25 protein-coding genes and 1 tRNA gene are annotated in these 26,107 nt (G+C 33.4%); 15 read left to right on the top strand and 11 right to left on the bottom strand.

Features of this window, described 5'->3' with window-relative positions; all coding sequences use genetic code 11:
- Positions 1 to 40: 40 nt before the first annotated feature.
- The 5 genes from G7034_RS05310 to G7034_RS05290 all read right to left on the bottom strand — a co-directional run bounded on the left by G7034_RS05310 (position 41) and on the right by G7034_RS05290 (position 4,439).
- Positions 41 to 604, bottom strand: a complete 564-nt coding sequence (locus G7034_RS05310; RefSeq protein WP_317163737.1) for a YceI family protein — start codon at positions 602 to 604, stop codon at positions 41 to 43.
- Between the two features lie 46 nt (positions 605 to 650).
- Positions 651 to 1,283 carry an NAD(P)H-dependent oxidoreductase gene (locus G7034_RS05305; protein WP_166399923.1) on the bottom strand — a complete coding sequence of 211 codons (633 nt, stop codon included), beginning with the start codon at positions 1,281 to 1,283 and terminating at the stop codon, positions 651 to 653.
- Positions 1,284 to 1,285: 2 nt separating this feature from the next.
- Positions 1,286 to 1,684 (bottom strand): MarR family winged helix-turn-helix transcriptional regulator, encoded by a 399-nt coding sequence (locus G7034_RS05300; protein ID WP_246166755.1) that lies wholly within the window; start codon positions 1,682 to 1,684, stop codon positions 1,286 to 1,288.
- Between the two features lie 329 nt (positions 1,685 to 2,013).
- Positions 2,014 to 3,420, bottom strand: a complete 1,407-nt coding sequence (gene lpdA / locus G7034_RS05295; RefSeq protein WP_166399921.1) for a dihydrolipoyl dehydrogenase — start codon at positions 3,418 to 3,420, stop codon at positions 2,014 to 2,016.
- 323 nt (positions 3,421 to 3,743) lie between these two features.
- Complete coding sequence (locus G7034_RS05290) at positions 3,744 to 4,439, bottom strand: RluA family pseudouridine synthase (protein ID WP_166399920.1); 696 nt, start codon at positions 4,437 to 4,439, stop codon at positions 3,744 to 3,746.
- A 501-nt stretch (positions 4,440 to 4,940) separates the two neighbouring features.
- On the opposite strand from G7034_RS05290, the gene uvrA reads away from it, so the two are divergent.
- From uvrA to G7034_RS05260, 6 genes are all read left to right on the top strand, one after another.
- On the top strand, positions 4,941 to 7,733 hold the full coding sequence (gene uvrA / locus G7034_RS05285; RefSeq protein WP_166399919.1) for an excinuclease ABC subunit UvrA: 2,793 nt from the start codon (positions 4,941 to 4,943) through the stop codon (positions 7,731 to 7,733).
- A 102-nt stretch (positions 7,734 to 7,835) separates the two neighbouring features.
- The gene (gene upp / locus G7034_RS05280) at positions 7,836 to 8,486 is read left to right on the top strand and encodes a uracil phosphoribosyltransferase (protein WP_166399918.1); all 651 of its coding nucleotides are present in this window, start codon (positions 7,836 to 7,838) and stop codon (positions 8,484 to 8,486) included.
- 23 nt (positions 8,487 to 8,509) lie between these two features.
- Positions 8,510 to 9,379: an OmpA/MotB family protein gene (locus G7034_RS05275; RefSeq protein ID WP_166399917.1), complete on the top strand. Its 870-nt coding sequence runs from the start codon at positions 8,510 to 8,512 to the stop codon at positions 9,377 to 9,379.
- Positions 9,380 to 9,532: 153 nt separating this feature from the next.
- The gene (locus G7034_RS05270; protein WP_166399916.1) at positions 9,533 to 10,561 is read left to right on the top strand and encodes a sensor histidine kinase; all 1,029 of its coding nucleotides are present in this window, start codon (positions 9,533 to 9,535) and stop codon (positions 10,559 to 10,561) included.
- Positions 10,554 to 11,309, top strand: a complete 756-nt coding sequence (locus tag G7034_RS05265; protein ID WP_166399915.1) for a LytR/AlgR family response regulator transcription factor — start codon at positions 10,554 to 10,556, stop codon at positions 11,307 to 11,309. Before G7034_RS05270 ends, G7034_RS05265 begins: the two co-directional genes overlap by 8 nt.
- Positions 11,310 to 11,935: 626 nt before the next feature.
- On the top strand, positions 11,936 to 12,886 hold the full coding sequence (locus tag G7034_RS05260) for a T9SS type A sorting domain-containing protein (RefSeq protein ID WP_166399914.1): 951 nt from the start codon (positions 11,936 to 11,938) through the stop codon (positions 12,884 to 12,886).
- A gap of 148 nt (positions 12,887 to 13,034) precedes the next feature.
- Here the strand turns inward: G7034_RS05260 and G7034_RS05255 are convergent, their stop codons facing one another.
- From G7034_RS05255 to G7034_RS05240, 4 genes are read right to left on the bottom strand one after another with little or no spacing between them, the layout of a single operon-like run.
- Positions 13,035 to 13,967, bottom strand: coding sequence for a peptidylprolyl isomerase (locus G7034_RS05255; protein ID WP_166399913.1), 933 nt, complete (start codon positions 13,965 to 13,967; stop codon positions 13,035 to 13,037).
- Between the two features lie 40 nt (positions 13,968 to 14,007).
- The gene (locus G7034_RS12075) at positions 14,008 to 14,373 is read right to left on the bottom strand and encodes a DUF2752 domain-containing protein (protein ID WP_166399912.1); all 366 of its coding nucleotides are present in this window, start codon (positions 14,371 to 14,373) and stop codon (positions 14,008 to 14,010) included.
- Positions 14,357 to 14,797 (bottom strand): hypothetical protein, encoded by a 441-nt coding sequence (locus tag G7034_RS05245; RefSeq protein WP_166399911.1) that lies wholly within the window; start codon positions 14,795 to 14,797, stop codon positions 14,357 to 14,359. The genes G7034_RS12075 and G7034_RS05245 overlap by 17 nt, the downstream gene beginning before the upstream one ends.
- Complete coding sequence (locus tag G7034_RS05240; protein ID WP_166399910.1) at positions 14,797 to 15,138, bottom strand: TM2 domain-containing protein; 342 nt, start codon at positions 15,136 to 15,138, stop codon at positions 14,797 to 14,799. Before G7034_RS05240 ends, G7034_RS05245 begins: the two co-directional genes overlap by 1 nt.
- Before the next feature lie 207 nt (positions 15,139 to 15,345).
- Between G7034_RS05240 and G7034_RS05235 the strand changes: the two genes are divergently transcribed.
- The 5 genes from G7034_RS05235 to G7034_RS05215 all read left to right on the top strand — a co-directional run bounded on the left by G7034_RS05235 (position 15,346) and on the right by G7034_RS05215 (position 20,040).
- Positions 15,346 to 15,600 carry a hypothetical protein gene (locus G7034_RS05235; RefSeq protein ID WP_166399758.1) on the top strand — a complete coding sequence of 85 codons (255 nt, stop codon included), beginning with the start codon at positions 15,346 to 15,348 and terminating at the stop codon, positions 15,598 to 15,600.
- 17 nt (positions 15,601 to 15,617) lie between these two features.
- Positions 15,618 to 16,166, top strand: coding sequence for a Smr/MutS family protein (locus tag G7034_RS05230; protein WP_166399909.1), 549 nt, complete (start codon positions 15,618 to 15,620; stop codon positions 16,164 to 16,166).
- 449 nt (positions 16,167 to 16,615) lie between these two features.
- The gene (gene udk, locus G7034_RS05225) at positions 16,616 to 17,224 is read left to right on the top strand and encodes a uridine kinase (protein WP_166399908.1); all 609 of its coding nucleotides are present in this window, start codon (positions 16,616 to 16,618) and stop codon (positions 17,222 to 17,224) included.
- A gap of 101 nt (positions 17,225 to 17,325) precedes the next feature.
- A complete protein-coding gene (locus tag G7034_RS05220; RefSeq protein ID WP_166399907.1) occupies positions 17,326 to 18,789 on the top strand; it encodes an oligosaccharide flippase family protein in 1,464 nt (487 codons plus the stop codon).
- Between the two features lie 84 nt (positions 18,790 to 18,873).
- Positions 18,874 to 20,040, top strand: coding sequence for a GlmU family protein (locus G7034_RS05215; protein WP_166399906.1), 1,167 nt, complete (start codon positions 18,874 to 18,876; stop codon positions 20,038 to 20,040).
- Between the two features lie 46 nt (positions 20,041 to 20,086).
- On the opposite strand, the gene G7034_RS05210 is transcribed toward G7034_RS05215, so the two are convergent.
- Positions 20,087 to 21,193, bottom strand: a complete 1,107-nt coding sequence (locus tag G7034_RS05210; protein ID WP_166399905.1) for a DUF2891 domain-containing protein — start codon at positions 21,191 to 21,193, stop codon at positions 20,087 to 20,089.
- A 246-nt stretch (positions 21,194 to 21,439) separates the two neighbouring features.
- On the opposite strand from G7034_RS05210, the gene otsB reads away from it, so the two are divergent.
- Positions 21,440 to 21,955, top strand: coding sequence for a trehalose-phosphatase (otsB, locus tag G7034_RS05205; RefSeq protein WP_317163738.1), 516 nt, complete (start codon positions 21,440 to 21,442; stop codon positions 21,953 to 21,955).
- A gap of 50 nt (positions 21,956 to 22,005) precedes the next feature.
- Here the strand turns inward: otsB and katG are convergent, their stop codons facing one another.
- Complete coding sequence (katG, locus tag G7034_RS05200; RefSeq protein ID WP_166399903.1) at positions 22,006 to 24,288, bottom strand: catalase/peroxidase HPI; 2,283 nt, start codon at positions 24,286 to 24,288, stop codon at positions 22,006 to 22,008.
- Positions 24,289 to 24,626: 338 nt separating this feature from the next.
- On the opposite strand from katG, the gene G7034_RS05195 reads away from it, so the two are divergent.
- The 3 genes from G7034_RS05195 to G7034_RS05185 all read left to right on the top strand — a co-directional run bounded on the left by G7034_RS05195 (position 24,627) and on the right by G7034_RS05185 (position 26,050).
- Positions 24,627 to 25,472, top strand: coding sequence for an OmpA/MotB family protein (locus G7034_RS05195; protein WP_166399902.1), 846 nt, complete (start codon positions 24,627 to 24,629; stop codon positions 25,470 to 25,472).
- A gap of 215 nt (positions 25,473 to 25,687) precedes the next feature.
- A tRNA-Arg gene (locus G7034_RS05190) sits at positions 25,688 to 25,761 on the top strand.
- Between the two features lie 37 nt (positions 25,762 to 25,798).
- Positions 25,799 to 26,050 (top strand): GIY-YIG nuclease family protein, encoded by a 252-nt coding sequence (locus tag G7034_RS05185; protein WP_166399901.1) that lies wholly within the window; start codon positions 25,799 to 25,801, stop codon positions 26,048 to 26,050.
- The last annotated feature ends 57 nt before the right edge of the window (positions 26,051 to 26,107 follow it).

Genomic DNA, 26,107 nt, shown 5'->3' with positions numbered 1-26,107 from the left:
ACTATTAGCCGGTTTTTTTAAATTTTCATCTACATGAAAATTAATACTGCATTTCAATCATTAAAGTGAATTCATCATAAATAGTTTTGTCTCCTAAGTTGTCAAAGAAGCTTCCAGAACCATAACGAATATCGTATTTTGTTCTATCAATTTTAAATTCGGTAGAAGCTTTTCCGTTAACCATATTCAGGTCAAAAGCAATAGGATTGGTTTTTCCTTTAATTGTCATTTCACCAGAAACTCCGTAAGTATCTCCTTTTTTAGCTACTGTATTAATGGTGAATTTAGCATCATTATGCGTTTCAGTTCCAAAAAAGTCATCAGAATTTAAATGACCTTCAAGCTTAGCTTTACCATCACCTTCTAAATCGGTTACTTCGATAGTAGTCATATCAACAATAAACTCACCTCCTACAAGGTCTCCGCCATCCATTAAAAAGAAACCTTCTTTCATTTGGATAACTCCGTCATGAGAACCAGTTAATTTTTCTCCTTCCCATTTAATGGTACTTTCTTTTACGTTTACTTTGTCTTGCGCATTTACAGTATTGAACGATACTGCAGCAATAATTACTGAGGCCATAAGGCTTTTTAAATAATTCATTTTCATTTCTATTTTTATTTAGGGTTAAAATTATTAGTTTTATTGTTTATAACCTATGAAATAACTTTTCTTTAGGTTTTCTTACTTTCTTAGCATGTTGAAGTTGATCTTCTTCACTACGATAGCCTACGGTTGCAATAACTGCCGTAGCTAAATTTTTTCCTTCAAGCTCTAGGATTTGGTTAAATTGAGTAGGATCAAATCCTTCCATCGGACAAACATCTATTTTATAATGGGCCGCAGCTGAAAGTAAATTGCCTAAGGCTAAATAAGCTTGTCTTTTTGCCCATTCAATTTTGTTTTCTTGAGGCTGACTAATCACTGCATTCATAATCATCTCTTTCATTCCGCTTAAATCTTCCTTTTTCATCCCTCTAGTTGAAACAATATTTTCAACATATTCATCAAGGTAAGCTTCATCAATAATAGTGTTAGCACAAAATACTAACACATAAGAAGCATCAAGAATTTGTGGTTGTTCAAAAGCCGCCGGATGCAGTTTTCGTCTTGTTTCTTTATCTTTAATAACCAAAACTTCATAAGGTTGCATGCCATAAGAGGAGGCTGAAAGCTGAACGCTATCCAAAAGAATCTCTATTTTTGATTCCTCTAATTCTTTATCAGAATCAAATTGCTTGGTGGCATATCTCCATTTTAAATTTTCAATGTAATCACTCATAACTAGTTTCTCAATTTATTCAATAATGCATTTAATTGTTCTATTTCCTCTTCATTCAAGTGCTTGGTAATATTAGCTTCTCTATTTTCGACCACTTCATTAACTTGATCTAAAAATGTTAATCCAGAAGCAGTTATTAAAATTTCTACTTTTCGCTTGTTACTTGGACATTTCTTTTTGCTAACTAATTCTTTGTTAATCAACTTATCTACTAATCGTGTGGTATTACTATTTTTCGCAATCATACGCTCTTGTATGTCCGATAAATTAGCAGGATTGCCATTTCTGCCCTTTAAAATTCGTAATACATTAAATTGTTGTGCAGAAATATCAAAATCTTTCAAAACTTCACTTATACAGTCGTTTAACCAATTCCCCGTATATAATACATTAATAAGCATTTTTTTATGAAGACTTAGTGTTTTGTTCGATTTTATGTGATTTTCAATTTTCATTTCAATAATTGTAGGTACAAATGTATGATTATTGTATATACAAATATGTTGTAGTAGTGTTAAATATTTATTTGAATTGGATTGCAATTTTTAAAAAAAAATAGAGCTTATGAATTTAGATAGTAGCAAGGTTTTATGAAAATGTAAGAGGAATATCAAATAAAAAACAACCCTGCCTAAAAGGCAAGGTTGTGATTGTATAAATAAAGAAAGGACAAGATTAACAATAAGTTTAAATCAGTAGTTCAAGTCCTAAGCTAAAGTTTTTACCTAAATTAAATATGTAAAGCACGGTCTTCTGTAGCAGCCAATGCCGCTTCTTTTACAGCTTCAGCATAAGTTGGGTGAGCGTGACTCATTCTAGCAATATCTTCAGCACTTGCTCTAAATTCCATAGCTGTTACAGCCTCAGCAATTAAATCGGCTGTTCTTGCACCAATCATGTGAACACCAAGCACTTCATCGGTTTGTTTGTCAGCTAATATTTTTACTAAACCAGCAATATCACCACTTGCTCTAGAACGGCCTAAAGCCTTCATCGGAAATTCACCAACTTTATAGTTTGCACCTTCCTCTTTAAGTTGCTCTTCAGTTTTGCCAACCGAGGCAACTTCAGGCCAAGTATAGACTACATTAGGAATCAAATTATAATCAATATGTGGTTTTTGTCCTGCAATTACTTCGGCCACAAAAGTTCCTTCTTCTTCGGCTTTGTGAGCCAACATAGCCCCTTGAATCACATCACCAATTGCGTAAATAGTAGGAGTAGTAGTTTGCAATTTATCATTTACTTTCACTTGGCCACGATTGTTAATTTCAACCCCAGCATTTTCAGGATTCAATCCTTTAGTAAAAGGCACTCTACCCACCGAAACTAAGCAATAATCACCTTTAATCTCTACTTCATTTCCTTTTTTATCCTTAGCTTTAACAAGCACTTCATCGCCTTTGCGTTCAACAGATTGAACTTCATGAGAAAGTTTTAATTCCATGCCTTGTTTTTTCAAAACCTTACGCATTTCTTTACTCATGGCTTTATCCATTGTAGGAATTATGCGATCCATGTATTCAAGCACAGTTACCTCGGCACCAAGTCGGTTATAAACCTGACCTAATTCAAGTCCAATAACTCCGCCACCAATTAAAATTAAATGCTTCGGAATTTCTTTTAAAGAAAGGGCTTCAGTAGAAGTAATAATACGTTCTTTATCTATTTCAATACCCGGCAGCGTTCTAGGCTTGCTTCCGGTGGCAATAATTATATTTTTTGCTTCAATACTTTCCTCTTTTCCTTCCTCAGAAGTAATAAGAACTTCGTTTTTACTTTTAAACGAACCCACGCCTTGAAAGCTGTCAATTTTGTTTTTATCCATTAAAAAGTCAATTCCTTTAGTAGTTTGTTCTACCACAGAATCTTTTCTCTTCATCATGTTTGCAAGATTCACTTTAATTTCGCCGGGGATATCTATTCCATGCTCTTCAAAATGTTTCACTGCATCTTCGTAGTGGTGAGAAGAATCTAAAAGCGCTTTAGAAGGAATACATCCAACATTTAAGCACGTACCACCTTTGGTAGCATATTTTTCAATGATTGCAGTTTTCATCCCGAGTTGTGCACATCTAATAGCCGCAACATATCCGCCGGGACCGGAGCCAATTACGGCAACATCATAAGATTTCATAAAATTATTTTTAAAATTTCATCTATTGGTCAACAAAAATAACACATATAATCAATTTAACCTTACTTAAAACAATAATTCGTACTAGATTTTTAAGTAAAAAAGTAGCCTTATTTTTTGAAGCATTAATCCCGCTATACGTTTCAAATCCTCAATCACCAATGCAATTTTCTAAGTCCTTGCCAAGAGCTTCCTACCGGTCGCTTTGGCAGGACAAGAAAATAAGCATTTGTTATTTCCGGGTTTTCCACTACTATCGGGGCTAGGATTTACAACTAAAAAACATATTGCATTTTTATAAGTGTAAGTAGCATTAGTTTTAACTACAAATTACAACAGGCTTTCCAAATGGCATCTTCTTTATTAACAGGAGCTTTTATGCTCAACTCTCCTTTACGAACAGGATGAATAAATTCGATCTTTCTAGCGTGTAAATGTATGCTTCCATCTTTATTACTTCGGTCAAAATCATATTTTAAATCGCCTTTAATTGGACATCCAATTTTAGACAATTGAGAACGGATTTGATGATGCCTTCCGGTAGCTAAATTAATTTCTAATAAATAATAATTAGTTAAGCTTTTTAAAAGCTGATAATCTAAAAAAGCCTGCTTAGATCCATTGACTTCTTTGGTATGTGCAAAGGATTTATTTTGCTTTGGTTTTCTCAGTAAATAATGAATTAATCGGTCTGCTTTTTTAGGGGGTGGATTTTTAACTACCGCCCAATAGGTTTTTTTAGGTTCTTTATTAGCAAATGCTTGATTTAACCTAGATAAGGCTTTAGAGGTTTTAGCAAAAATAACAGCTCCTGAGGTTGGTCTGTCCAATCGATGAACTACACCTAAATACACATTTCCTGGTTTTTGATCTCTTTTTTTGATGAACTCTTTAATAATTTCGGCTAAAGGAGCATCTCCTGTTCGGTCCCCTTGCACTAAATCGCCCGCACGTTTATTCACCACAATTATATGGTTGTCTTCAAAAAGTATTTGTAAATTATCTAAGTTTGTTTTCATTTTTTTTACTTCTTTGTTTCAAATTAGGTTGTCAAACAACTTAAGGCACAATTTAAGAATCTAAGTGCAAATATAGCTGCTTTAAACAGTTCTGGTAATGTATAAAAATATCGAGATGAGGGGGTGGTTTTCATCTCTATTAAAAATAATTCCTCACTTATAAGCGGAACTAAATTTCTAACTACACTAAAAAAAAAAACGTCCTGTTCTCTGCTACAAATATCGCTATTTTTTCGAGCTGAGTAATGGCTTGTACTAATTTTACAAATCAATATCCTCTTTTGATGTAACAAAATTATTCATCAACTCTTCCTTTTTGCTTAAACTAGAGAAGAATCGAAGCTGGGTTTAAATCATTGATTTAACTTTTTTAGCTTAGTAGTGGCATCAAAAAAAGGATTATCTTGGTTAAATTAAAGATAAAGCAATTGGGTAATTGGGCTAGAGCTTACAAATAAATGTAAATTAGCCGTTTTTAAAATCAGATTGACAAGTTACACTATGAAAGATCATTTACTTGAAGTAAACCCAAAGGAAAACATCATTATAAAAGGAGCAAAACTTCATAATTTGAAGGATGTTTCAGTGGTTATTCCTAGAAATAAATTAGTAGTGATTACAGGACTTTCGGGTTCTGGAAAATCAAGTCTAGCGTTTGACACACTTTTCGCAGAAGGGCAGCGCAGATATGTAGAAAGTTTGTCTTCTTATGCACGTCAATTTTTGGGCCGATTAGATAAACCTCAAGTAGATTACATTAAAGGTATAGCTCCAGCTATTGCCATTGAACAGAAAGTTAATTCCACTAACCCAAGGTCAACAGTTGGAACTTCCACAGAAATTTATGATTACCTTAAACTTCTTTATGCTAGAATAGGCAAAACCATTTCGCCTAAATCAGGACAAGAGGTTAAAAAAGATACAGTGACCGATGTGGTTAATCAAGTAAAAAAATTCGACTTAAAAACTAAATTACTCCTTTTAGCTCCTATAGAATTAGATGCCAAAAAAGATTTTAAAAAAAAATTAGAAATTCTTCAACAACAGGGATTTAGCCGTTTAAAATTAGGTAATGAAGTCATTCGAATTGATGATGTTGATGCCAAAATTCAAGCTACAAAATCTTTTTCAATTGTTGTAGATAGAGTGGTAGTGAAGGATGATGAAGATTTTTACAATCGGCTTGCAGATGCTATTCAAAACGCATTTTACGAAGGTAAGGGGAGGCTTTATCTCGAAAACTTAGAAAAAGATAAAACCTATGAATTTAGCAATAAATTTGAGCTTGATGGAATGCAGTTTTTAGAACCTAATGTTCATTTTTTCAGCTTTAATAATCCTTATGGGGCATGTCCTAAATGCGAAGGTTACGGAGATGTAATTGGTGTTGATGAAGAATTGGTTGTGCCAAATACGAAACTCAGTGTTTTCCAAGAAGCCATATATCCTTGGCGTGGCGAAAAGCTTCAGTGGTATAAAGACCAACTTATAGAAAAAGCTTCGTTTTTTGATTTTCCTATTCATAAGCCCTATTTTCAACTTTCAGAAGAACAAAAACAAGTACTTTGGGAGGGTAATAAATACATTACTGGAATTTACGAATTTTTTGAAGAAGTAGAGTCAAAAGCCTATAAAATTCAGAATAGAGTCTTGCTTTCGCGTTACCGAGGAAAAACTAAATGTGGTCAGTGTAAAGGAAAACGATTAAGAAAAGAGGCCAATTACGTTAAAGTAGGAGGCAAGAGTATATCTGGTTTAGTGGATTTGCCTATCGACCAACTGGCTTCGTTTTTTAGTCAATTAGAGTTGAGTGAGAACGATTACAAAATAGCTAAACGTTTGCTGTTAGAAATCAAAAATCGACTTCAATTTTTGATGGATGTGGGCTTATCTTACTTAAGTTTAAACAGAAAATCTAACAGTCTTTCTGGTGGAGAATCGCAGCGAATTAACTTAGCCACATCGCTTGGAAGTAGCTTGGTTGGGTCGATGTATATTCTTGATGAACCCTCTATTGGTTTACATGCAAAAGATAACGAACGACTCATTTATGTTTTAAAAAAGCTTCGTGATTTAGGAAATACAGTAATTGTTGTAGAACATGATGAAGAATTAATGAAAGCTGCCGACCAAATTATTGATATTGGTCCTGAAGCAGGAACCTTTGGTGGCGAAGTTGTTGCAGAAGGCAATTACAATGAAATTTTAAGGCAAAATTCACTTACTGCAAAATACCTAAATGAAAGTTTAGCTATTGAAGTTCCGAAAAAAAGAAGAAAATCTACACGCTATATCCAAATTAATGGCGCAAGAGAAAACAACCTTAAAGACATTGATGTAAAAGTACCTCTAGGAGTATTAACTTGTATAACAGGAGTTTCGGGAAGTGGAAAAAGTACCTTGGTTAAAAATCTACTTTATCCAATTGCAATGAAAGCTTGTGGGAACTATGGGATTAAAGCTGGGCAGCATGACGGTCATGAAGGAAAATTTAACCACTTAGAGGCCGTTGAATACATTGACCAAAATCCTATTGGTAAATCTTCACGGTCTAATCCGGTAACTTATGTGAAGGCTTACGATGAAATTAGAAAGCTATTTTCAGAGCAAAAATTAGCTAAGCTTAATCGATTTCAACCGAAGCACTTCAGTTTTAATGTGACAGGAGGAAGATGTGAAAAATGCGAAGGCGAAGGTGAAATTACTATTGAAATGCAATTTATGGCTGATGTGCATTTGGTGTGTGACGCTTGTCATGGTAAACGTTTTCAAGACAATGTATTAGAAGTGAAGTTTGAAAGCCAATCTATTCATGATGTTTTATCAATGACGGTAGATAATGCCATTGATTTTTTTGAGCATCATCAACAAAATAAAATCACCAAACGCTTACAACCGCTCCAAGATGTTGGTTTGGGTTATGTAAGTTTAGGGCAAAGTTCTTCCACACTTTCAGGAGGAGAAGCTCAACGGATTAAACTCGCTTCTTTTCTAAGCAAAGGAAGCAGGGCAGAAAACACCTTGTTTATTTTTGATGAACCTACAACAGGCTTGCATTTTCACGATATTAAAAAACTATTAAAATCCTTTGATGCTTTGCTTGAAAATGGCCATTCAATTGTGGTTATTGAACATAATATCGATTTAATTAAGTGTGCAGATCAAATCATAGATATTGGTCCTGAAGGTGGTGAGCAAGGAGGAAATTTGGTAGCCAAAGGCACACCTGAAGAAATTGTTAAACAAGCCAAAGGTTATACCCATAAATATTTGGCCGAAAAATTAAAATCATAACCAGAGGTCATCGTATTTATAAAAAGAACCTTGTTTACAAAAAATAATCTCTTGCTCAATGAATAAATTTTTATAGCTTTGTTTACAGGAAATGCAAACTCAATGTTAGTTCACAACTTAAGCAAGAATAATACTATTTTAAATCAGTTTATAGCTGAATTAAGAGACAAGACTATACAAAAAGATAGTATGCGCTTCAGGCGAAATATTGAGCGAATTGGTGAAATATTTGCCTATGAAATTAGTAGTCGCTTTGATTATTCAGCTGAAAATATTCAAACCCCACTTGCTGAAACGCTGATTAAATTACCCAATTATCAATTGGTTATTGCTTCCATTTTGAGGGCAGGAATTCCCTTGCATCAAGGTCTTTTAAACTACTTAGATCAAGCAGAAAGTGCATTTATTTCTGCCTATCGAAAATACGAAAGTGAAACCAAGTTTAAAATAGCTATTGAATATGCGGCAAGTCCAGATTTAACTGGTAAAACGCTTATTTTAGCTGATCCCATGTTAGCTTCTGGAAAATCTATGTATAACGCATATAAGAGCTTAACTGCAAAAGCAAAAACAAAAAAAATACATCTAATTTGCATTTTTGCTGCTCCTGAGGGAATTGCCTATTTGAAAGAGCACATTAACGAAGAAGTTGAATTGTGGGTAGGAGTAATTGATGAAAAATTAAATAAGCATTCCTATATCATTCCCGGTTTAGGTGATGCAGGCGATTTAGCCTACGGAGAAAAAGTATAACAAGAAGAAATATAATTTAAGTAATGAAGAAAAAAATTGGATTAGTAGGACTTTGTATCGCCTTGAGCTTTGGCTCATGTGTTTCGAAAAAGAAACTTACACAAGCAGAAAACAAGTTGATGCAAGTAGAGTCTAGACTAAGCAAAGAAACAGCTGAGAAAAGAACACATAAAGAAGAAAAAGAAGCCCTTGAAGCTACGGTAGAGAATTACAATCAAAAGATTTACGCCTTACAAAAGGACAACCAAAACCGAGTTGAAATTGGGAAAGACGGAAGTGTGATGTCTGAAACTTCAAAGCAAAATATGCGTAGAGTCCTCCAAAAAATGAACCCTGATAAAGTGGCTGGAGCAAAAACATTAAATGACTCCATAAACTTAGCTGTTGCCTACAATATACAACAAAGTTTAAATGATTCATTTGGAGCTGACGGACTTGAACTTGATGCCAACGGAAATCCTATAAAAAAAGAAGGCTTAGAAGTAAGCGTAGCTCAACCTGTGGTAAAAATTACAATCAATAATAGTATATTATTTAAAAGTGGAAGTGCATGGGTTAATAAAAACTCTCACCCACTCATTGAAAAATTAGCTAATTTGATTAAATCAGAGCCTAATATGGAGGTTTTAGTAGAAGGTCACGCAGATGCTACACCTGTTGTTGAAGGTTCTTATTTAGGAGATAATTGGATGATGGCTTCTAAACGAGCTATAGCTGTAGTTCGTTTGCTAGAAGGTAAGTTTGATGTATTAGGTGAACAACTAGCCGCTTCTTCTAGAGGAGAACACAAACCCGTTGCAGAAAACGAGACTTCAGAAGGAAGAGCAAAAAATAGAAGAACAACCATAACCCTAATGCCTAATATGGAGAAGTTTATGGAAATGATGAAGTAAAAGCATTTAAATAGTAAAAACACAAACCACTTCTAAGCTGTATAGAAGTGGTTTTTTTATGGCTTATACAATTCACTCTTTGCTTTCTACAGTTCATCATTAAATAGTTTTTTAAGCTTAACTTTGCTTGCATTTTTGTTGAAAATTAAAAAAATGAAAACTTTAAAAACAATTTTACTGCTGTCTGTATTTATCTCTTTCTTAATTCACTTTATCAATTATGCTGCCTTAGGCTTTGATCAAGACTTTCTATGGAATTGGAAAACCCCCTTGATAAACTTTGTTTATGCCGCCTGTATTGGTTTAACCAATATTTTATTTTTTAGCTACTTAAACAGACTTTTTTCTTGGGAGAAATCACCTAAAAAAATGCTTTTTATAGGTGTTTTTGGTTCTGTATTTCTATCCACATTAGCTTTTTTTGTAGCTCGTATGACTCACTTTGTGGCTATAGAAAATTATACTTTTTCTCAATTTTTAGAAATCGAAACTTATGGTAATTATCTTTTTGCTATGCTCATTGCTTTTGTGGTTACCTTGTGTTTTCATTTATTTTATTTTGGGAAAGCACTTCAAGAAGCCAAGCTTAAAAATCAACAAATAATAGCAGAACAAAATACAGCTAAATTTGAAGCATTAAAATCTCAATTAGATCCTCATTTTTTATTTAATAGCTTAAATGTATTGACCTCTTTAATTGAAGAAGATCAAGAAAAAGCCTCTCAGTTTACTACTTCACTATCACACGTATATCGTTATGTTTTAGAACAGCGAAATAAAGATTTAGTGAAAGTAAAAGAAGAAATTGATTTTATAAAAATTTATGCAAAATTAATTTCTATGCGATTTGAGGATGCCTTTGAGTTGCAGCTATCAGACTCTATTAATCAAGAATTATTAATGCCTCCTTTAGCCCTACAATTGCTGGTTGAAAATGCAACAAAACATAATAAAATAAGTGTAAAACAACCACTAAAAGTAAGTATAGAACAAGAAAGTGATTATTTGATAATAAAAAATACGCTTCAGTTGAAATCGCATTTTTCTTCTGAAAATACAGGTATTGGACTGGCCAATATCAAAAGTAGATATGCTAACTTTACTACCTCAGCTATTCAAATCTTTAATGATAATAATTACTTTCAAGTATCTTTACCGCTAATACCTACTAAAAATGAATAAGTTAAATTTAGTCATTATTGAAGATGAAAAACCAGCTGCGCGAAGATTGAACAGAATGCTTCAGAAAAATAATTATCCCGAAGCTTTTCTATTGCATGATATTCAATCTTCTATAGAATATTTAAATAAAAATACTCCCGATTTAATTTTTTTGGATGTGCAGTTGAGTGACGGGCTTTCGTTTGAAATTTTTACAGATGTTGAGGTGAATTGTCCAATCATCTTTACCACAGCTTATGATGAGTTTGCTATTCAAGCTTTTCAGCTCAATAGCATTGACTATCTCTTAAAACCAGTGGAAGAGGATAAATTAATGCAAGCTTTATATAAGTGGGAAAGAATAAAGCAAGATGCTTTCAATGTAGATGAGTTACGAAATTTTTTGGGTTTTCAGATTAAGAAATCTTCTTATAAAAATCGGTTTACTGTACAAGTAGGACATAAGATTATTGTTGTTGAAGCAAAAGACATAATTGTGTTTTATAGCGAAAATAAGTCCACTTTTTTGTTAACAAGTTCTGGAAGGACATACGATCTTGATTCTTCGTTAGATCAATTAGAAAACAAACTTAATCCGATTGTTTTTTTTAGAATTTCAAGAAAATACATCATCCATAAAAATCATATTCAGGAGATTTATGCGCATACAAATTCTAGGTGTAAAGTAAAGATGCAAAAATCTGATTTTCAAAACATGATTGTAAGTAGAGAACGAACCAAAGAATTTAAAGTTTGGCTAGAGGAATAAGTTATTTATTCCAAATTTTAATTTGTTTATTATACAAGGTGCACGTTTTTTAACCTGAGTTCGATTATAATCACAAAGTCAAAATCAATAAGGATATTCAGTTACAAGGCAATTTTTTGAAGGATAGCATTAGCTATCGTGATAAAAATTAACGCAGTAAATGGATGTTCTTATTGAACGAAATAGATGATTCAGTTTTAAACAGCAATCTACTTTACTTTTTTACTCCCCAATATCCAGATATTACGTCTTAAAAAAGTTCGTAACTTACTATTTAAAACAGTTTTGACAAAGTGAGAATAATCGAACTCAGGTTTTTAGGTTTATTTTTCAGCATTCTTTACTTACTGCTTAGCAAGAAGTTTTTTGACAGAAAGATTACTTTTTATTTTTTTTTCTGTTATATTTAACGAAAATTTACAAATCATGAAAAATATTTACCCCCCCCCCATTAATTTTTGATGAATCCTCAAACTTTTTAAATTGTGATACTAACTTCCAAATTGATCCAAGCCAAGATACAACATCAATTAATATATCTAATTTTCCTGTTGGCTACTACGTAATAGTTTTAGTTTGTGATGGAGAGCAAGTAGATAATAAAATCATACAAAAATTATAAAGTCATGAAAAATCAATTCAATATAATAACACTATTTCTATTAATTAATCTTATTTTATCTAATCATACTAACGCCCAATATGAATCTATTTTTGGGGAAGAATCAACAAGAATGCAATTGTTGATTATAGATAATATGCCAGTAGAATTTACCACGAGTTTTGATGGTTTTTATTCTAATAATACTATCATGGTTGAAGATACAATCTATCATGAATTTGTATGGTTTACAAAAATCAATAATGATGAATGGACTGAGATGGCTTTGGTTTATTACTTGAGAGAAGATTTGGAGAACGGAAAAGTTTGGTTATTACCACCAGCATCATTAAACACACCACCCACATCAAAAGAGGATGAAGTATTAGTGGTTGACATGAGTTTAGAAATTGGTGATGAATTTACTTACTTTCGCGACCCTGTGGAAGATCAAAGTCTCACAGAAACAATAACTGTAGTAGATGTGTATTCTGAAAATGATAAAAAACATATTGTATTTGACAGAGAATTTGACCCAAGTTTTGGTCAAGGCTTAGAAGGCTGGGAAACACAAAGCTTGATGTTTGTTGAGGGTTTAGGCTCTACTTATGGTTATTTTCATCTATATCAATATGCACTGTTGACTTGTATAGAAAAAGATGATCTAATTCACGAGAGTATTTATCAACCTTTAGCCGATTTATGTGAAACCGATACTTTTTCATCACCTAACGAAGAATTTACCAACACAAGTTTGTATCCCAATCCCGCAATTACTTATTTTCAAGTTAATTACCCTTCAGAAATTGGAACAAGTGAGTTAAAAATTTTTAATTTACAAGGAAAATTAATCCTTCAAAAGCCAAGCTATCAACAAGAAAGTCTTGATGTCACTAATTTTTCATCGGGAGTCTATTTTGTAGAACTCACTAGTAGAGAAGGAGAGATTTGGCGGAAGAAATTGATTAAAGAGTAGGGTTTTAAACAATGCTTTGGATAATAAAAGTTATTAAATCCTATTACAAGTTGTGCTTCAATTTAATCTCATTTTAAAATTCAATTGATATAAAATAAAAGTGAGCTTCAATAAATGAAGCTCACTCAATAGTATAACAATTACCTAATTACTTCACTTCGATCAACTCCACATCAAAAAGTAGTGGAGAGTTAGCAGGAATGACGCCACCAACAGCTCGATCGCCGTAGGCCATGTGAGGAGGAATAACAAATCTAGCTTTGCTACCTTCTTTCAACAAAGCAATTCCTTTGTCCCATCCTTCAATTACTTGACCAACACCTAGAGGAAAATCAATGGGTTTTCCACGTTTGTAGGAGTTGTCAAACTCTTGTCCGTTAAGCAAACTTCCTTTGTAATGAACGCTAACAATCTTTCCTTTCTCAGCTTGTTTTCCTGTACCTTCTTGTATGATTTGGTAACGCAAACCTTCATCTGTTTTCTGAAAACCTTGGCTAACCTCTTCCAATTTCTTTTCAGCTTCAGCTTTTGCTTGAGCCTCTCTTTCTTCTTTTGCTTTTTTGAAGTGTTCAAAAGCTTCAACAGCATCAAAATTTTCAGCTTTTTCACCAATGCGTTCAATGACTAACTCCTCAATTTTGTCGCCCTGCTGAATGCTGTCAACTACTTCTTGTCCTTCGGCTACAAAACCAAAAACCGTGTGCTTATTGTCTAACCACGGAGTTTCGTTGTGGGTGATAAAAAACTGACTTCCATTGGTTCCTGGGCCTGCGTTGGCCATAGATAAAACGCCTGCTCGATTGTGTTTTAAGTCAGGGTGAAATTCGTCTTCAAACTTATATCCAGGACCTCCAGTTCCAGTTCCTTTGGGGTCTCCACCTTGAATCATAAAACTCTCAATTACTCGATGAAACTTAAGTCCATCGTAGTAGGCTTCACCATCAGCCTTTGCTGAATTTTTGATTTTTCCTTCGGCTAAGCCAACAAAATTCCCCACTGTACCGGGAGTTTTTTGATAAGTTAATTCTACTTTTATACTTCCTTTTGAAGTTTTGAAATGTGCGTATAAACCGTCTTGCATTGTTTAAAATTTTCAGCAAAAATAAGCAAATTGATATGTTTTAATTCAAATTTCTGAAAATAGTGAACAGAAGGACTAAAAATAGCAAACTACCAAATACCCATTTATTGTTGAGCGAAGTTTTAATAATTGGATATTTCCTGCTGAGGATTTTAAGCAAAACCACAAATAGAACAACAAAAATAAGTGGATTGAGCTGAAAGGCTTGAATGAAATTTCCGTGTAGTAATTCGTGAAAGGCACGTTGTCCACCACAGCCCGGACATTGGTAACCGGTAAAGCTGTGGAATATACAAGGCAAATAAAAAACTGACGAATGACCAAAGAAAAAATAATAGCCAACTAGGAGAAAGCCGGCAAAAATTAGTAGAACCCTGAGATGTACATTTTTAATATTTCTCAACATCTCCTATTCTTTGGTCTAAGTAACTTCCTATTATCCACCATTTGGGATGCTTGCCTTGTTCTATTTGATAGGCTGAAACAATGGCAAAAACACTTTCAATTATAACAAATATGATTAAAAAAGCAGCAAAGTATAAATACTTATTCGTGATTTCTTGACTGCTCATCAAAATTTGAATAGACCACCCCCAGAAAACACTGGTAAAAGCCAACAAAATAAGTTGAGAGAGTACAGCCTGCCAACAATGAAACCGTACAAAATTTGAATACTTTTGCTGTACTTTAGCATAGCCTAGAGTAGCTAAAAATCCAGCAATAGGTAGAGGTAAACTAGCTATAACAATAATCAAAGAAATGACATAAGCTAGACTAGCTTTTTGCTTTTCAGTAGCATCTAGTTGCCGAGAAAGTTGTTCAATTTGCATTAGTTGATAACCGCTATTAAGTCTTGTTTGTTTTTTTCTTTAGTTAAGCCCATAATTAAAAACCAATCTACAATGGTCCAAATACCACATCCGCCAAGAGTGATTAATTTTAAAACACCATTAAGTGTTTGCCCTAACAAAAAACGATCAATTCCTAAGCTACCAGCAAATATTGAGACAACAAGCATCAGTGTTGGGTCTTTAAAAGTTATACTTCTTAAAATTGGCCACTTAGTGTCAATTGCACGTTCAATACTTGGGGACAATATATTCAAATCACGTGCTTCAAAGTATTTGGAATTGCTAATTAAAAATTGGTCTAATTTAGTAGAATCTTTCATTTATTTTTATTTTTAAAGTCGAACCACTTAGCGTTCGATAGGTTCAATACTTATTTATATCCCAATGAGTAGGAAATAATTTCTTAAGCATTTTGTTAATAAATTTAACGCAATATAAAAATTGTTTCGAACATACTTCTTGAATATTCAGTTTTTGTGCAAAACTTGATAACTTTTTTAAATACCTTTGTAGAAATTGTGATTGTAATGAATACTAAGAGTCAAACTATTAATACTTTTCTTATTGTTATTGGAGCAGCTTTATTGATTTATAGCTTAGTTTATGAACAAGAAGAGGCTTATTTCCAGATTGCAGGACTTGTTGTTTTAATGTATGGATTGTACAAATCAACGCAACAATGGGTTTCCGACAATAAATCTGATGCTTCTGAAGATCAACCCAAATCAAATAAAGACCATAAAGAAGATGTAACTGTTGAAAATCACGAAGAAAAAAGCTAATATTTACTTTCTAACAAATGGCGAAAAATAAATTTCTTGTAGGTGATTTTGTTGAATGGATTGATGATGTAATCAAGGGGCAAATTGTCAAGATTTCTTCTGAGGGAATTGAGGTGGAAACGACCGAAGGTTTCTTGGTAAAAGCAACTCCCAAACAGTTGATTCATACACCAAAGGAAAGCATTACAATTGATTATACTGAATTGAATGTGCAACGTGCCATCGATTTGCAAAAGGAACAAAAGAAGCGTTCAAAGAAAAGACCAAAAGATAAACTTCCTCCACCTATGGAGGTCGATTTACACATTGAAAAACTCACTGATCATTGGCAAAATATGTCGAATTTTGAAATCCTAAATCTGCAACTCGATACCGCTAAACACAAAATTGAATTCGCCTTTAAGAGACGAATAAAACGTGTGGTTTTAATTCATGGAGTAGGAGAAGGGGTATTAAAAAACGAAATAGATACTTTATTAAGGCGTTTTGAACATTTGGATTTTTATGAAGCCGACTTTTACGAATACGGAAAAGGAGCTACCGAAGTTTATTTTTTTGAACACTAATTTGGATTGTTTTTAGAGGTCTTTCGTCATTTGAAAATGATAGTAAATAAATTTTAAATTATGAATTTTAAATAAATTTCTTTGTGTTCTTTGTGTCTTTGTAGTGATTTAAGCGTGAAAAAAGAATTAAGTAGTAAGTACAAAGAATTAAGATTTAGTAAATTATAAATTACAATGCTTTGCGCCTTTGCTCCTTAGCGAGAGTCTATAAATTATGAATTTTAAATAAATTTCTCTGCGTTCTTTGCGTCTTTGCGGTGATTAAAACGAAGAGTTTGGAAGCTTTGCGGCATTGCGCCTTTGCGAGAGTCTATAAATTTTAAATAAATTTCTCTGTGCACTTTGCGTTTTAAGCTCTGTGTGCTCTGCGTGAAATAAAGAAGAAAGCTTGGAGGAGAGGGTAAAAATTAATTCCAAAATTTGTTTACTTTTGCGCGAAAATTAAAACTATGCTAATAATAGGAATAGCTGGAGGTACAGGAAGCGGAAAAACCACTGTGGTTAACCATATCATCAACGAATTACAACACGATGAAGTAGATGTGATTTACCAAGATTCCTATTACATGGACACCACTCACTTAAGCTTTGAAGAACGAAAAAAAATCAACTTTGATCACCCTAAATCCATTGACTTTGAATTACTTCACGAGCATTTACTTTCCTTAAAAGCAGGTGTTCCCGTAGAACAGCCCGTATATTCATTTAAAGAACACAATCGCACCGGAGAAACCGTAACAACTTTGCCCAAAAAAGTAATGATTGTAGAAGGAATTTTAGTTTTAGCCCACCAAGACTTACGCGATTTATTTGACATTAAACTGTTTGTGCATGCCGATAGTGATGAGCGTTTAATAAGAAGATTAAAGCGAGACATTCAAGAGCGAGGCAGAGACTTAGATGAAGTTCTTCAGCGTTACCAAACCACCCTCAAACCCATGCACCAACAGTTTATTGAACCAACAAAAGAATATGCCGATTTAATTATTCCAAACAATAAATACAATAATGTGGCGGTAGATATAGTGCAATCGGTAATTAAGGAACGTTTAGTATAAAAGAATTTGTCTTTTTTTGCTAAAACTATAGTTTAAAGAAAATACTGCTAAGCTTAAAATTTTAAGGCAAACTAACTATCTTTACCCAAAATTAAACTTACATGGGTGTTGTAGCTAAGCAATCCATTACTAATTTGTTTTCAACTTATTTTGGTTTCATTTTTGGAGCTGTAAATGTGCTTTTTTTATATCCAAAATTTCTTACACCGGACTATTACGGTTTGGTAACTTTTTTGCTTTCAACATCCAACTTAATTTGGCCCTTTATGGCTTTTGGTGCGCAAAATACCTTAGTTAAATTCTTTAGCGCATATACAGAAAAAAAGAGTCAAGACCAGCTTCTAAGTTTAAGTTTAATTGTTCCTTTAATTTTTGGCGGAGGATTAGGTATTATTGGATTTTTAGGTTTTGACTACATTGCTAACTATTTTGAAGGAAGTAATGAACTTGTTAAAAAACACGCTTGGTTAATTATAGTTATTGCTATTTCCATAGCTTATTTTGAAATATTTTACGCTTGGTGTAAAGTTTTTATGAAAAGTACCTTTGGAAACTTAATGAAGGAAGTTTTTCATCGTGTTTGTATTGTAGTATTGCTCCTCGGTCTTTACTTTAAGTGGATTAACTTAGACGCTTTTATCTATGCCTTAGTAGGTTTGTATATTATTCGTACTTTAATTGTAATGATTTATGCCTTAAACACTTACCAGCCAATATTTAATTTCAGCTTTCCAACCAACCGAAGCAATTTAATCAAGTATTCCTTTCTCATTTTTATTGCTGGTACGGTGGCTGTTTTCCTGTTTGATTTAGATAAAACTATGATTGAACGTTATTTGCCTTTGAGTGATGTAGCCACTTACGGAATTGGCGTTTATATTGCCGCCGTAATTGGCGTGCCCCAACGTGCTATGCATCAAATTACTTATCCCATAACTGCGAGTTTACTCAATCAAAATAAAAAACAAGAATTAGATAATCTGTATAAAAAAAGCTCCATTACTTTAGTAGTAGTAAGCGGTCTCATTTTTTGCTTAATTTTGGTAAATATTCAACAGCTATATCTACTTATAGATGAAAATTACCGCGCCGGTGTTAGTATTGTTTTGCTTTTAGGAATTGAAAAATTATATCAAAATCTACTTGCCAACAACAATAGTATTCTGTTTAATTCGGATTATTACCGATTTGTCTTAATATTAGGCGTACTAATAGTTGTTTTAGCTGTTATTTTGAATTTAATAATGATCCCTGCTTACGGCATTTACGGAGCTGCTTATGCTACATTTATCGCTTATTTTTTATACAATACGGTGAAATTAGTATTTGTTTACTTCAAGTTTAAAATGCACCCCTTTAGTTCATCTACGGGTTGGATTTTCAGTATATTATTTGTTTTTTGCTTTGGTTTTTACTTCTGGGAATTCCCATTTCATCCTTTGTTGAACATCGCTTTAAAGTCTCTTCTTCTTGGTTTAGCTTACTTATATATTGTAATTCGCTTAAATCTTTCTGAAGACATTTCCAACTTTGCTTTTCAAATGACAAAATACTTCAAAAAATAAAAATTCAATTTTTTACTGAAGCTTTTTCACTTAAAAATCAAAAATTAGCCATCAATTTAATATTTTAGCCTAAAATCAATATTCATGCAAATTATTTTATTCGATCAACATAGAACAAGTTTACTCCCTTTCACTTTTACGCGCCCTGTTGCTGAAATTAGAGTAGGAATTCTAAGTATTTCAGAAAAATGGGAAAAGCTGTTTCATTGCGAAGTTGGATTTTTAACTGAAGACTACTTACAAGCGAAATACCCTAGTTTGAAAGCTGAAGGAGAACATGTTTATGTCAACGCTTCTTATTTGCCCAATGAAGCATTTATAGCAGAAATTAAAGCTTTAAAAACTTCAACTTATCTAACCGATAAAGATGAAGTGGTGGCTTACAAAGCATATCAAAAAATTGAAGATTTTAGTGCTTTAGAAAAAATAGAACTTTCGGCTGAAGTGATTAGCATCAAATACACCTGGGATATTTTTAGTAAAAATCATGAGTGTATTAAAGCCGACTTTGATATGCTCACAAAAGGAAGAAAATCGCAAGCTATTCCACAAAGTGTTTTTACTGTTAATTCAGAAAATATTTTTATTGAGGAAGGCGCAAAACTTTACAACGGAAGTTTAAATGCTTCAGAAGGGCCGATTTACATTGGGAAAAACGCAGAAATCATGGAAAATTGTTCCGTTAGAGGTCCGTTTGCATTATGTGACTCTTCCACCTTAAAAATGGGAGCAAAAATTTATACAGGAACCACTGTTGGTCCCCATTCAAAAGTAGGAGGTGAGGTAAGTAATTCGGTTATTTTTGGCTATTCAAACAAAGGACACGATGGCTTTTTAGGAAATTCGGTTTTAGGTGAATGGGTGAATATTGGTGCCGATACTAACACTTCTAATCTTAAAAATAATTATGCACCAGTGCGTTTATGGAATTATGCAGAAGAACGATTTGCTGATACAGGTTTGCAGTTTTGTGGCTTAATGATAGGAGACCATTCAAAATGTGGAATCAATACCATGTTTAATACAGGAACTGTAATTGGGGTAAGCGCTAATATTTTTGGAGCAGGTTTTCCTAGAAATTTTATTCCAAGTTTTTCCTGGGGTGGAAGTGCAGGTACAACCACTTACAAAACTAACAAAGCCTTTGAAGTAGCTAAACTAGTGATGGCAAGAAGAAAAATTGAATTTTCTAAAGACGATGAACAAATTTTATTGCAGGTATTTGATATGAGTCAAAAATTCAGGCGTTAATTAAATTTAAACTTCATTGGTATTTAAACTAGCTATTGATTTTTTTTTACTTTCTAATTTCTAAGGCATATAAAGCAAAACTTCCTAACCAATGTGAACCTTCGTAGCTATCGCCAAACAAATTTGGATAGGTTTTAATAAAGTGAAAGTCACCTAAATCACTAAGGTGCTTAAGTTCTTCAAAATTTTGACTTAACTCGTAAAAGTTCCAAGCTCTTGAAAAGTTTAAACCATCTAAGTGAACCAATTTACCGTCTTTTCTATCACTTACCTTCGCGTAGTCAAGGTAGAAATCGTCATCGGCAAGTTGAGGAAGAAAATCATTAATCCATACCATAAAATCCTTTTTCTCAAGTACTTTACTCATTAATCTTGCCTCTTCAAGGCATGGCGACAGGAAATCGAAGCCGCTAGGTTCCCAACTTATAGGACAATTCTTGTCGTTTTGGTAAAAATTTAAAGCTGATTTTTTGATTAATTCTTCCAATTCTTTATGTTGAACTACTTGCGCATAATCTAGCATCAGATTAAGAGCAAAAGCCGTATTGCTGTGTTCACCAACGCGAATTGGCTGTGTTAGTTTAGGAAGAAATTCTAGGCTTTGCTTTTCAAGTAACTCTAACAAAGGCTTTAAATTATTAAGCAAGTCTTTAGCTAGTGGGTTTTTCCAAGTTTTCAATTCAGTAGCTAATTGAAACAACCAAGCCCAACCGTATGTTCGTTCAAAACTTGTATTATTTTCAGAAGTAAAAAATTCAACTTCTTTTTCAATATTTGACCGGCTCAAATTTTTAATGAGCTTTGTTTTAATTTCTTCGGCTTCAGGAAGGTCTGGAAATTTTTTTAATAAAACTACTAAAGACCAATGACCGTGTACTGCTGAATGCCAATCAAAACAACCATAAAAGCTAGGGTGAATTTCATTAGGAGGAACAACATCTTCATCAGCATTGTAAACAACAGAAGTTTTATAAGGATACTTTTGGTCAATACACTTTAGTGGGTTATCAACTAATAAACTAGCTTCCTTCAAGTCAATTTCTTTAAATTCTAGACTTGGTTGGGGGGTATTTTGTTTTTCATTTGACTCGTTTAAGCAAGCAGAAAAAGAACTAATAACTAAAAATGATAAGATGAATTTAAACAGTTTCATTTTTTTGCATAAAAATATAAAATATGATTTTAAACACATCTCATTTATTCCTATAATTTAAGCTGATCTAGTCTAAAATAAACTATTTTGTAATTAATGCCTTAATAGTGCCAGAATATCAATTATCAGATCGAATAAATGCCGAATTAATTTGATTACTCAACTGACCAATAAGAAAAAACGCCTGTAGTTGTAATTAGTGGACGTGATTAAAAAACGCTAGAATCTTGGTTAGGAAAACTTCTTATTGATTTAGTTTCAGACCACGGTGTGTATTATAAACCCAAGCTGGGCAAGTGGAAAATGACAGAAAACTTGAAAACCGAATGGATACCAAGTGTACTTTCTGTTTTTGAAAAATTTGTTGACCGAACACCAGGAAGTAGTATTGAAAAAAAGAAATTTTATTTGGCGTGGTATCACCCTATAGTTGATAAAGAGCTAGCTCGAAAAAGTCTAACAGAAATTAAGACTGTTTTGAATAGTTTTATAGCAAATACCGATTTAACGATGCTAGACGGAAACAAAGTTCTTGAAGTTAAAAGTACTAAAGTAAGTAAGGGGAGGGCAAGTACACAAATTCAAAAGCAAGTAAACTTTGATGAGATTTTGTGCTTTGGTGACGATTGGACGGATGAATTTATGTTTGAAGACTTACCTGAAAAAATTCATAGCATCAGAGTAGGTTTTAAAAAAAACAAGCGCAAAGCACAATGTTCATTCGCCTTGCGAGTTAGACGCATATTACAATATTTATTATAAAAAAAATCCCAAACTTTTCAATTTGGGATTTTCTAGGAATTTAGATTAGATTAATTATTGTATTTTAAATCAAATCTGTCTAAGTTCATCACTTTATTCCAAGCATTTACAAAATCCTTTACAAATTTTTCTTTAGCAGTTTGGGCTGCATAAACTTCGGCTAAAGCTCTCAATTCTGAGTTAGAACCAAAAATTAAATCTGCTCGAGTAGCTGTCCATTTAGTTTCATCTGTATTTCTGTCTTTGATTTCAAAAACTTCCTTATCCTTATCAATAGCGACGGCTTTGTTATCCATACTTAATAAATTAACAAAGTAATCGTTAGTTAAAGCGCCAGCATTATCGGTTAGAACTCCGTGTTTAGCGCCGTCATAATTAGTTTCTAAAACTCTCATCCCCCCAACTAAAACGGTCATTTCTGGTGGAGTTAGCGTTAATAAATGCGCCTTATCAATCAATAATTCTTCAGTAGAATAAGAATATTTTTTCTTCTTGTAATTTCTAAAACCATCGGCAATTGGTTCTAAAACATCAAAAGAAGACTCGTCGGTCATTTCAGCAGTAGCATCCATTCGTCCTGGATTAAATGGAACTTCAATATCAACTCCAGCTTGCTTTGCAGCTTTTTCAATTCCTACGTTTCCAGCAAGCACGATTAAGTCAGCCATTGAAATTTGCTTATCTCCTTTTGCCTTTTTGTTGAATTTTTGTTGAATTTTTTCTAACTCAGCAACCACCTTATTTAATTGTTCAGGATTATTAACCTCCCAATTTCTTTGTGGTTCTAACAAGATTCGAGCTCCATTAGCACCACCTCTTCGGTCTGAATCTCTATAAGTTGAAGCAGAAGCCCAAGCAGTAGAAACCATTTCGCTAACACTCAGGTTAGATTTTGAAACTTGTTTCTTCAATTTTTCAACATCGGCCTCAGTCACCAAGGTATGATTTACTTTAGGGATAGGGTCTTGCCAAATAAATTCTTCCTTAGGAACATCAGCTCCTAGATAAGAAGAAGAAGGTCCCATATCTCTATGTAACAATTTAAACCAAGCTTCAGCAAAAACTCTTTTAAACTCATCAGGGTTTTCTAAAAATCTTCTAGAGATTTTATCATAAATAGGATCCATTCTTAAGGATAAGTCTGTAGTTAGCATGTAAGGTTTTTGGTACTCACCATCATGAAAAGCGTGTGGAATAATTTTATCAGCATCTTTAGCTACCCATTGATGACCACCAGCTGGACTTTTCATTAATTCCCATTCGTATTCATATAAAAATGTTAAGTAATCATGACTCCATTCAGTTGGCGTAGAAGTCCAAGTTACCTCAACAGGAGAAGTAATAGCATCTGCGCCTTTTCCTGATTTGTAAGAACTCATCCAACCTAATCCCATTTCTTCAATTCCGGCGGCTTCTGGCTCGGGCCCTAAATGTTTGTCTTCTGCAGCCCCATGTGTTTTTCCTAAGGTATGTCCACCTGCAATTAAAGCTACAGTTTCTTCATCATTCATCCCCATTCTTGCAAATGTTTCACGGATATCATGAGCAGCAGCAACTGGATCTGGTTCGCCATTTGGTCCTTCAGGGTTTACATAAATTAAACCCATTTGAACAGCAGCTAGTGGATCTTCAAGGTCTCTTCCTTCCGAGTAACGCTCATCTTCAAGCATTTCAGATTCTGGCCCCCAATATACATCTACTTCAGGTTGCCAAACATCCTCACGACCACCAGCAAAGCCAATGGTTTCAAAGCCCATATCTTCATAAGCTACATTACCAGCAAGAATCATTAAGTCGGCCCAAGAAATTTGCTCTCCATACTTTTGTTTTATTGGCCACAATAAACGTCTAGCTTTATCTAAATTAGCATTGTCTGGCCACGAATTTAAGGGAGCAAAACGTTGTTGACCTGCACGCGAACCACCACGACCATCACCGGTTCGGTAAGTTCCTGCACTGTGCCATGCCATTCTAATAAATAGTCCTCCATAATGACCAAAGTCTGCTGGCCACCAGTCCTGAGAATCAGTCATTAATTCTCTTAAATCAGCTTTTAAAGCTTCTAAATCTAGTTGTAGAAAAGCTTCAGCATAATTAAAATCTTCTCCCATAGGATTCGATTTTTCAGAATGCTGTCTTAAAATATCTAAATCTAATTGATTAGGCCACCAATCTTTATCGCCTAATTTTCTCTTTTTCCCATCCCGATTATCAGCTTTGTCCTCTTTGGCGCTTTCACCTGATAAATAAGGACAAGAACTTATATCACCAGAAGGCTGTGCGGCCATCGTGAAACCGGCTAATAAGCTTAATGATAAAATTATTTTTTTCATTGTCTTTGTTTTTTAAATTCAAATACAAATATACGTTATAAAATAAACAACTAAATTTTCAAATTTATCTTAAAACATTATCATGCCATAAGAAAAAATTATTTTAAAAAAAATAATTATAAGGTTAATTGATGTTTTATGATAAAAGAATGATATACATACAACACATGAATTGCTATTAAAAAACCTTTATGCAGAAGAATAAGGGTAAATAGTCTTATTGTATTCATTATTAATTATCACTTAAACTTATTGAATATAAATTGTTGTTAAATGATTGTTATCTGCAATAAACAATATATTTTTGCAGTTATTAAATAACAAATTAAAATAAGACAATGAAAAAAGGATTCGCTTTATTAGGAATTTTAGCTATTTTGTCATCATCTTGTGTTTCTAAAAAGAAATTCAATGACTTAAATGACGATTATGAAACTACACAAAACGATTTAAAAGCTGCTAACATGCAATTAAATATTTGTGAAGAAGAGAAGAAAAACCTGAAGGAAGGGTATGAAAAGCAAGTTAAAACCTTGGAAAACACCAATGCTGCTTTATTAAACACGCAAGCTGAAATTGTTACTATTTCTAAAACTGGAGCTCAAAACCTTGAGAAGTCATTAGAAAGTATGCAAGAAAAAGATTTGCAAATAAAGACTATGCAGGACGCTATTACTAAAAAGGATAGTGTAACACTTGCACTTGTAACTAGCCTCAAAGGTGCCCTTGATAATGTAAATGATGAAGATATTGAAATTAGCGTTGAGAAAGGAGTTGTTTTTGTATCGATTTCCGATAAGCTTTTATTTGGTAGTGGAAAGTACGAAGTTACTCAACAAGCTAGAAAAGTATTGGAAAAAGTTGCGCAAGTAGTAAATGATAAAAAAGAATTTGAATTTATGGTTGAAGGCCATACTGATACAGATCCAATAGCTAGAGAAGTGATTACTGATAATTGGGATTTAAGTGTAAAAAGAGCGACTTCTGTTGTTCGAATTTTACAAAATGAGTTTGATGTTGATCCAAAGCGTATGACTGCAGCAGGTAGAGGTGAGTATATGCCAATCGCTTCAAACGATTCGAGAGATGGTAAAGCCAAAAACAGAAGAACAAGAATAGTTGTACTTCCAAAGTTAGACCAGTTCTTCGGTATGATAGAAGATGGAATGAAAAACATGAAATAAGCAGTTTTTTATTGAACTTATTGAAAATCAAAATGTCCCGAGTTTCGGGACATTTTTTTTGAAAAAATATACTTTTTATTTCTATAAACACTTGGTAAAATAAAAGGAAACATTATCTTTGCGATCGCTAAAAGGTCGCGTAGCTCAGTTAGATAGAGCATCCCGACTCTAATGTCGGGACGGTCACAGGTTCTGAGTTAGTTGAAATAATAAAAGGTCGCGTAGCTCAGTTGGATAGAGCATCTGCCTTCTAAGCAGACGGTCACAGGTTCGAATCCTGTCGCGATCACAAAGCCACATCAATAATGATGTGGCTTTTGTTTTATATGTGCAAGTTATACATTTTACATTCCAAAAGTTTAGATAAGTTTTATATTGGTCATACCTGTGAGGAGATAAAAGAAAGAATCAGAAAACACTTATCTGATCACAAAGGATTTACTGCCAAATCAAAAGATTGGATGCTAGTTTATTCTGAAGATTTTGGAAGTAAATCAGAAGCCTATGCACGGGAAAGAGAAATTAAGAACTGGAAGAGTAAGAATAAAGTAAAGCGTTTAATTGAAAAAACTGGATAGAGCATCCCGACTTTTCAAGTCGGGACGGTCACAGGTCCGAATTCTATCCCAACCCCA

Source organism: Psychroflexus maritimus (assembly GCF_011089875.1).
Lineage (GTDB): Bacteria > Bacteroidota > Bacteroidia > Flavobacteriales > Flavobacteriaceae > Psychroflexus > Psychroflexus maritimus.
Note: the sequence above shows the minus strand (reverse complement) of the source record. Positions and strands in the feature narration are given on the sequence as shown.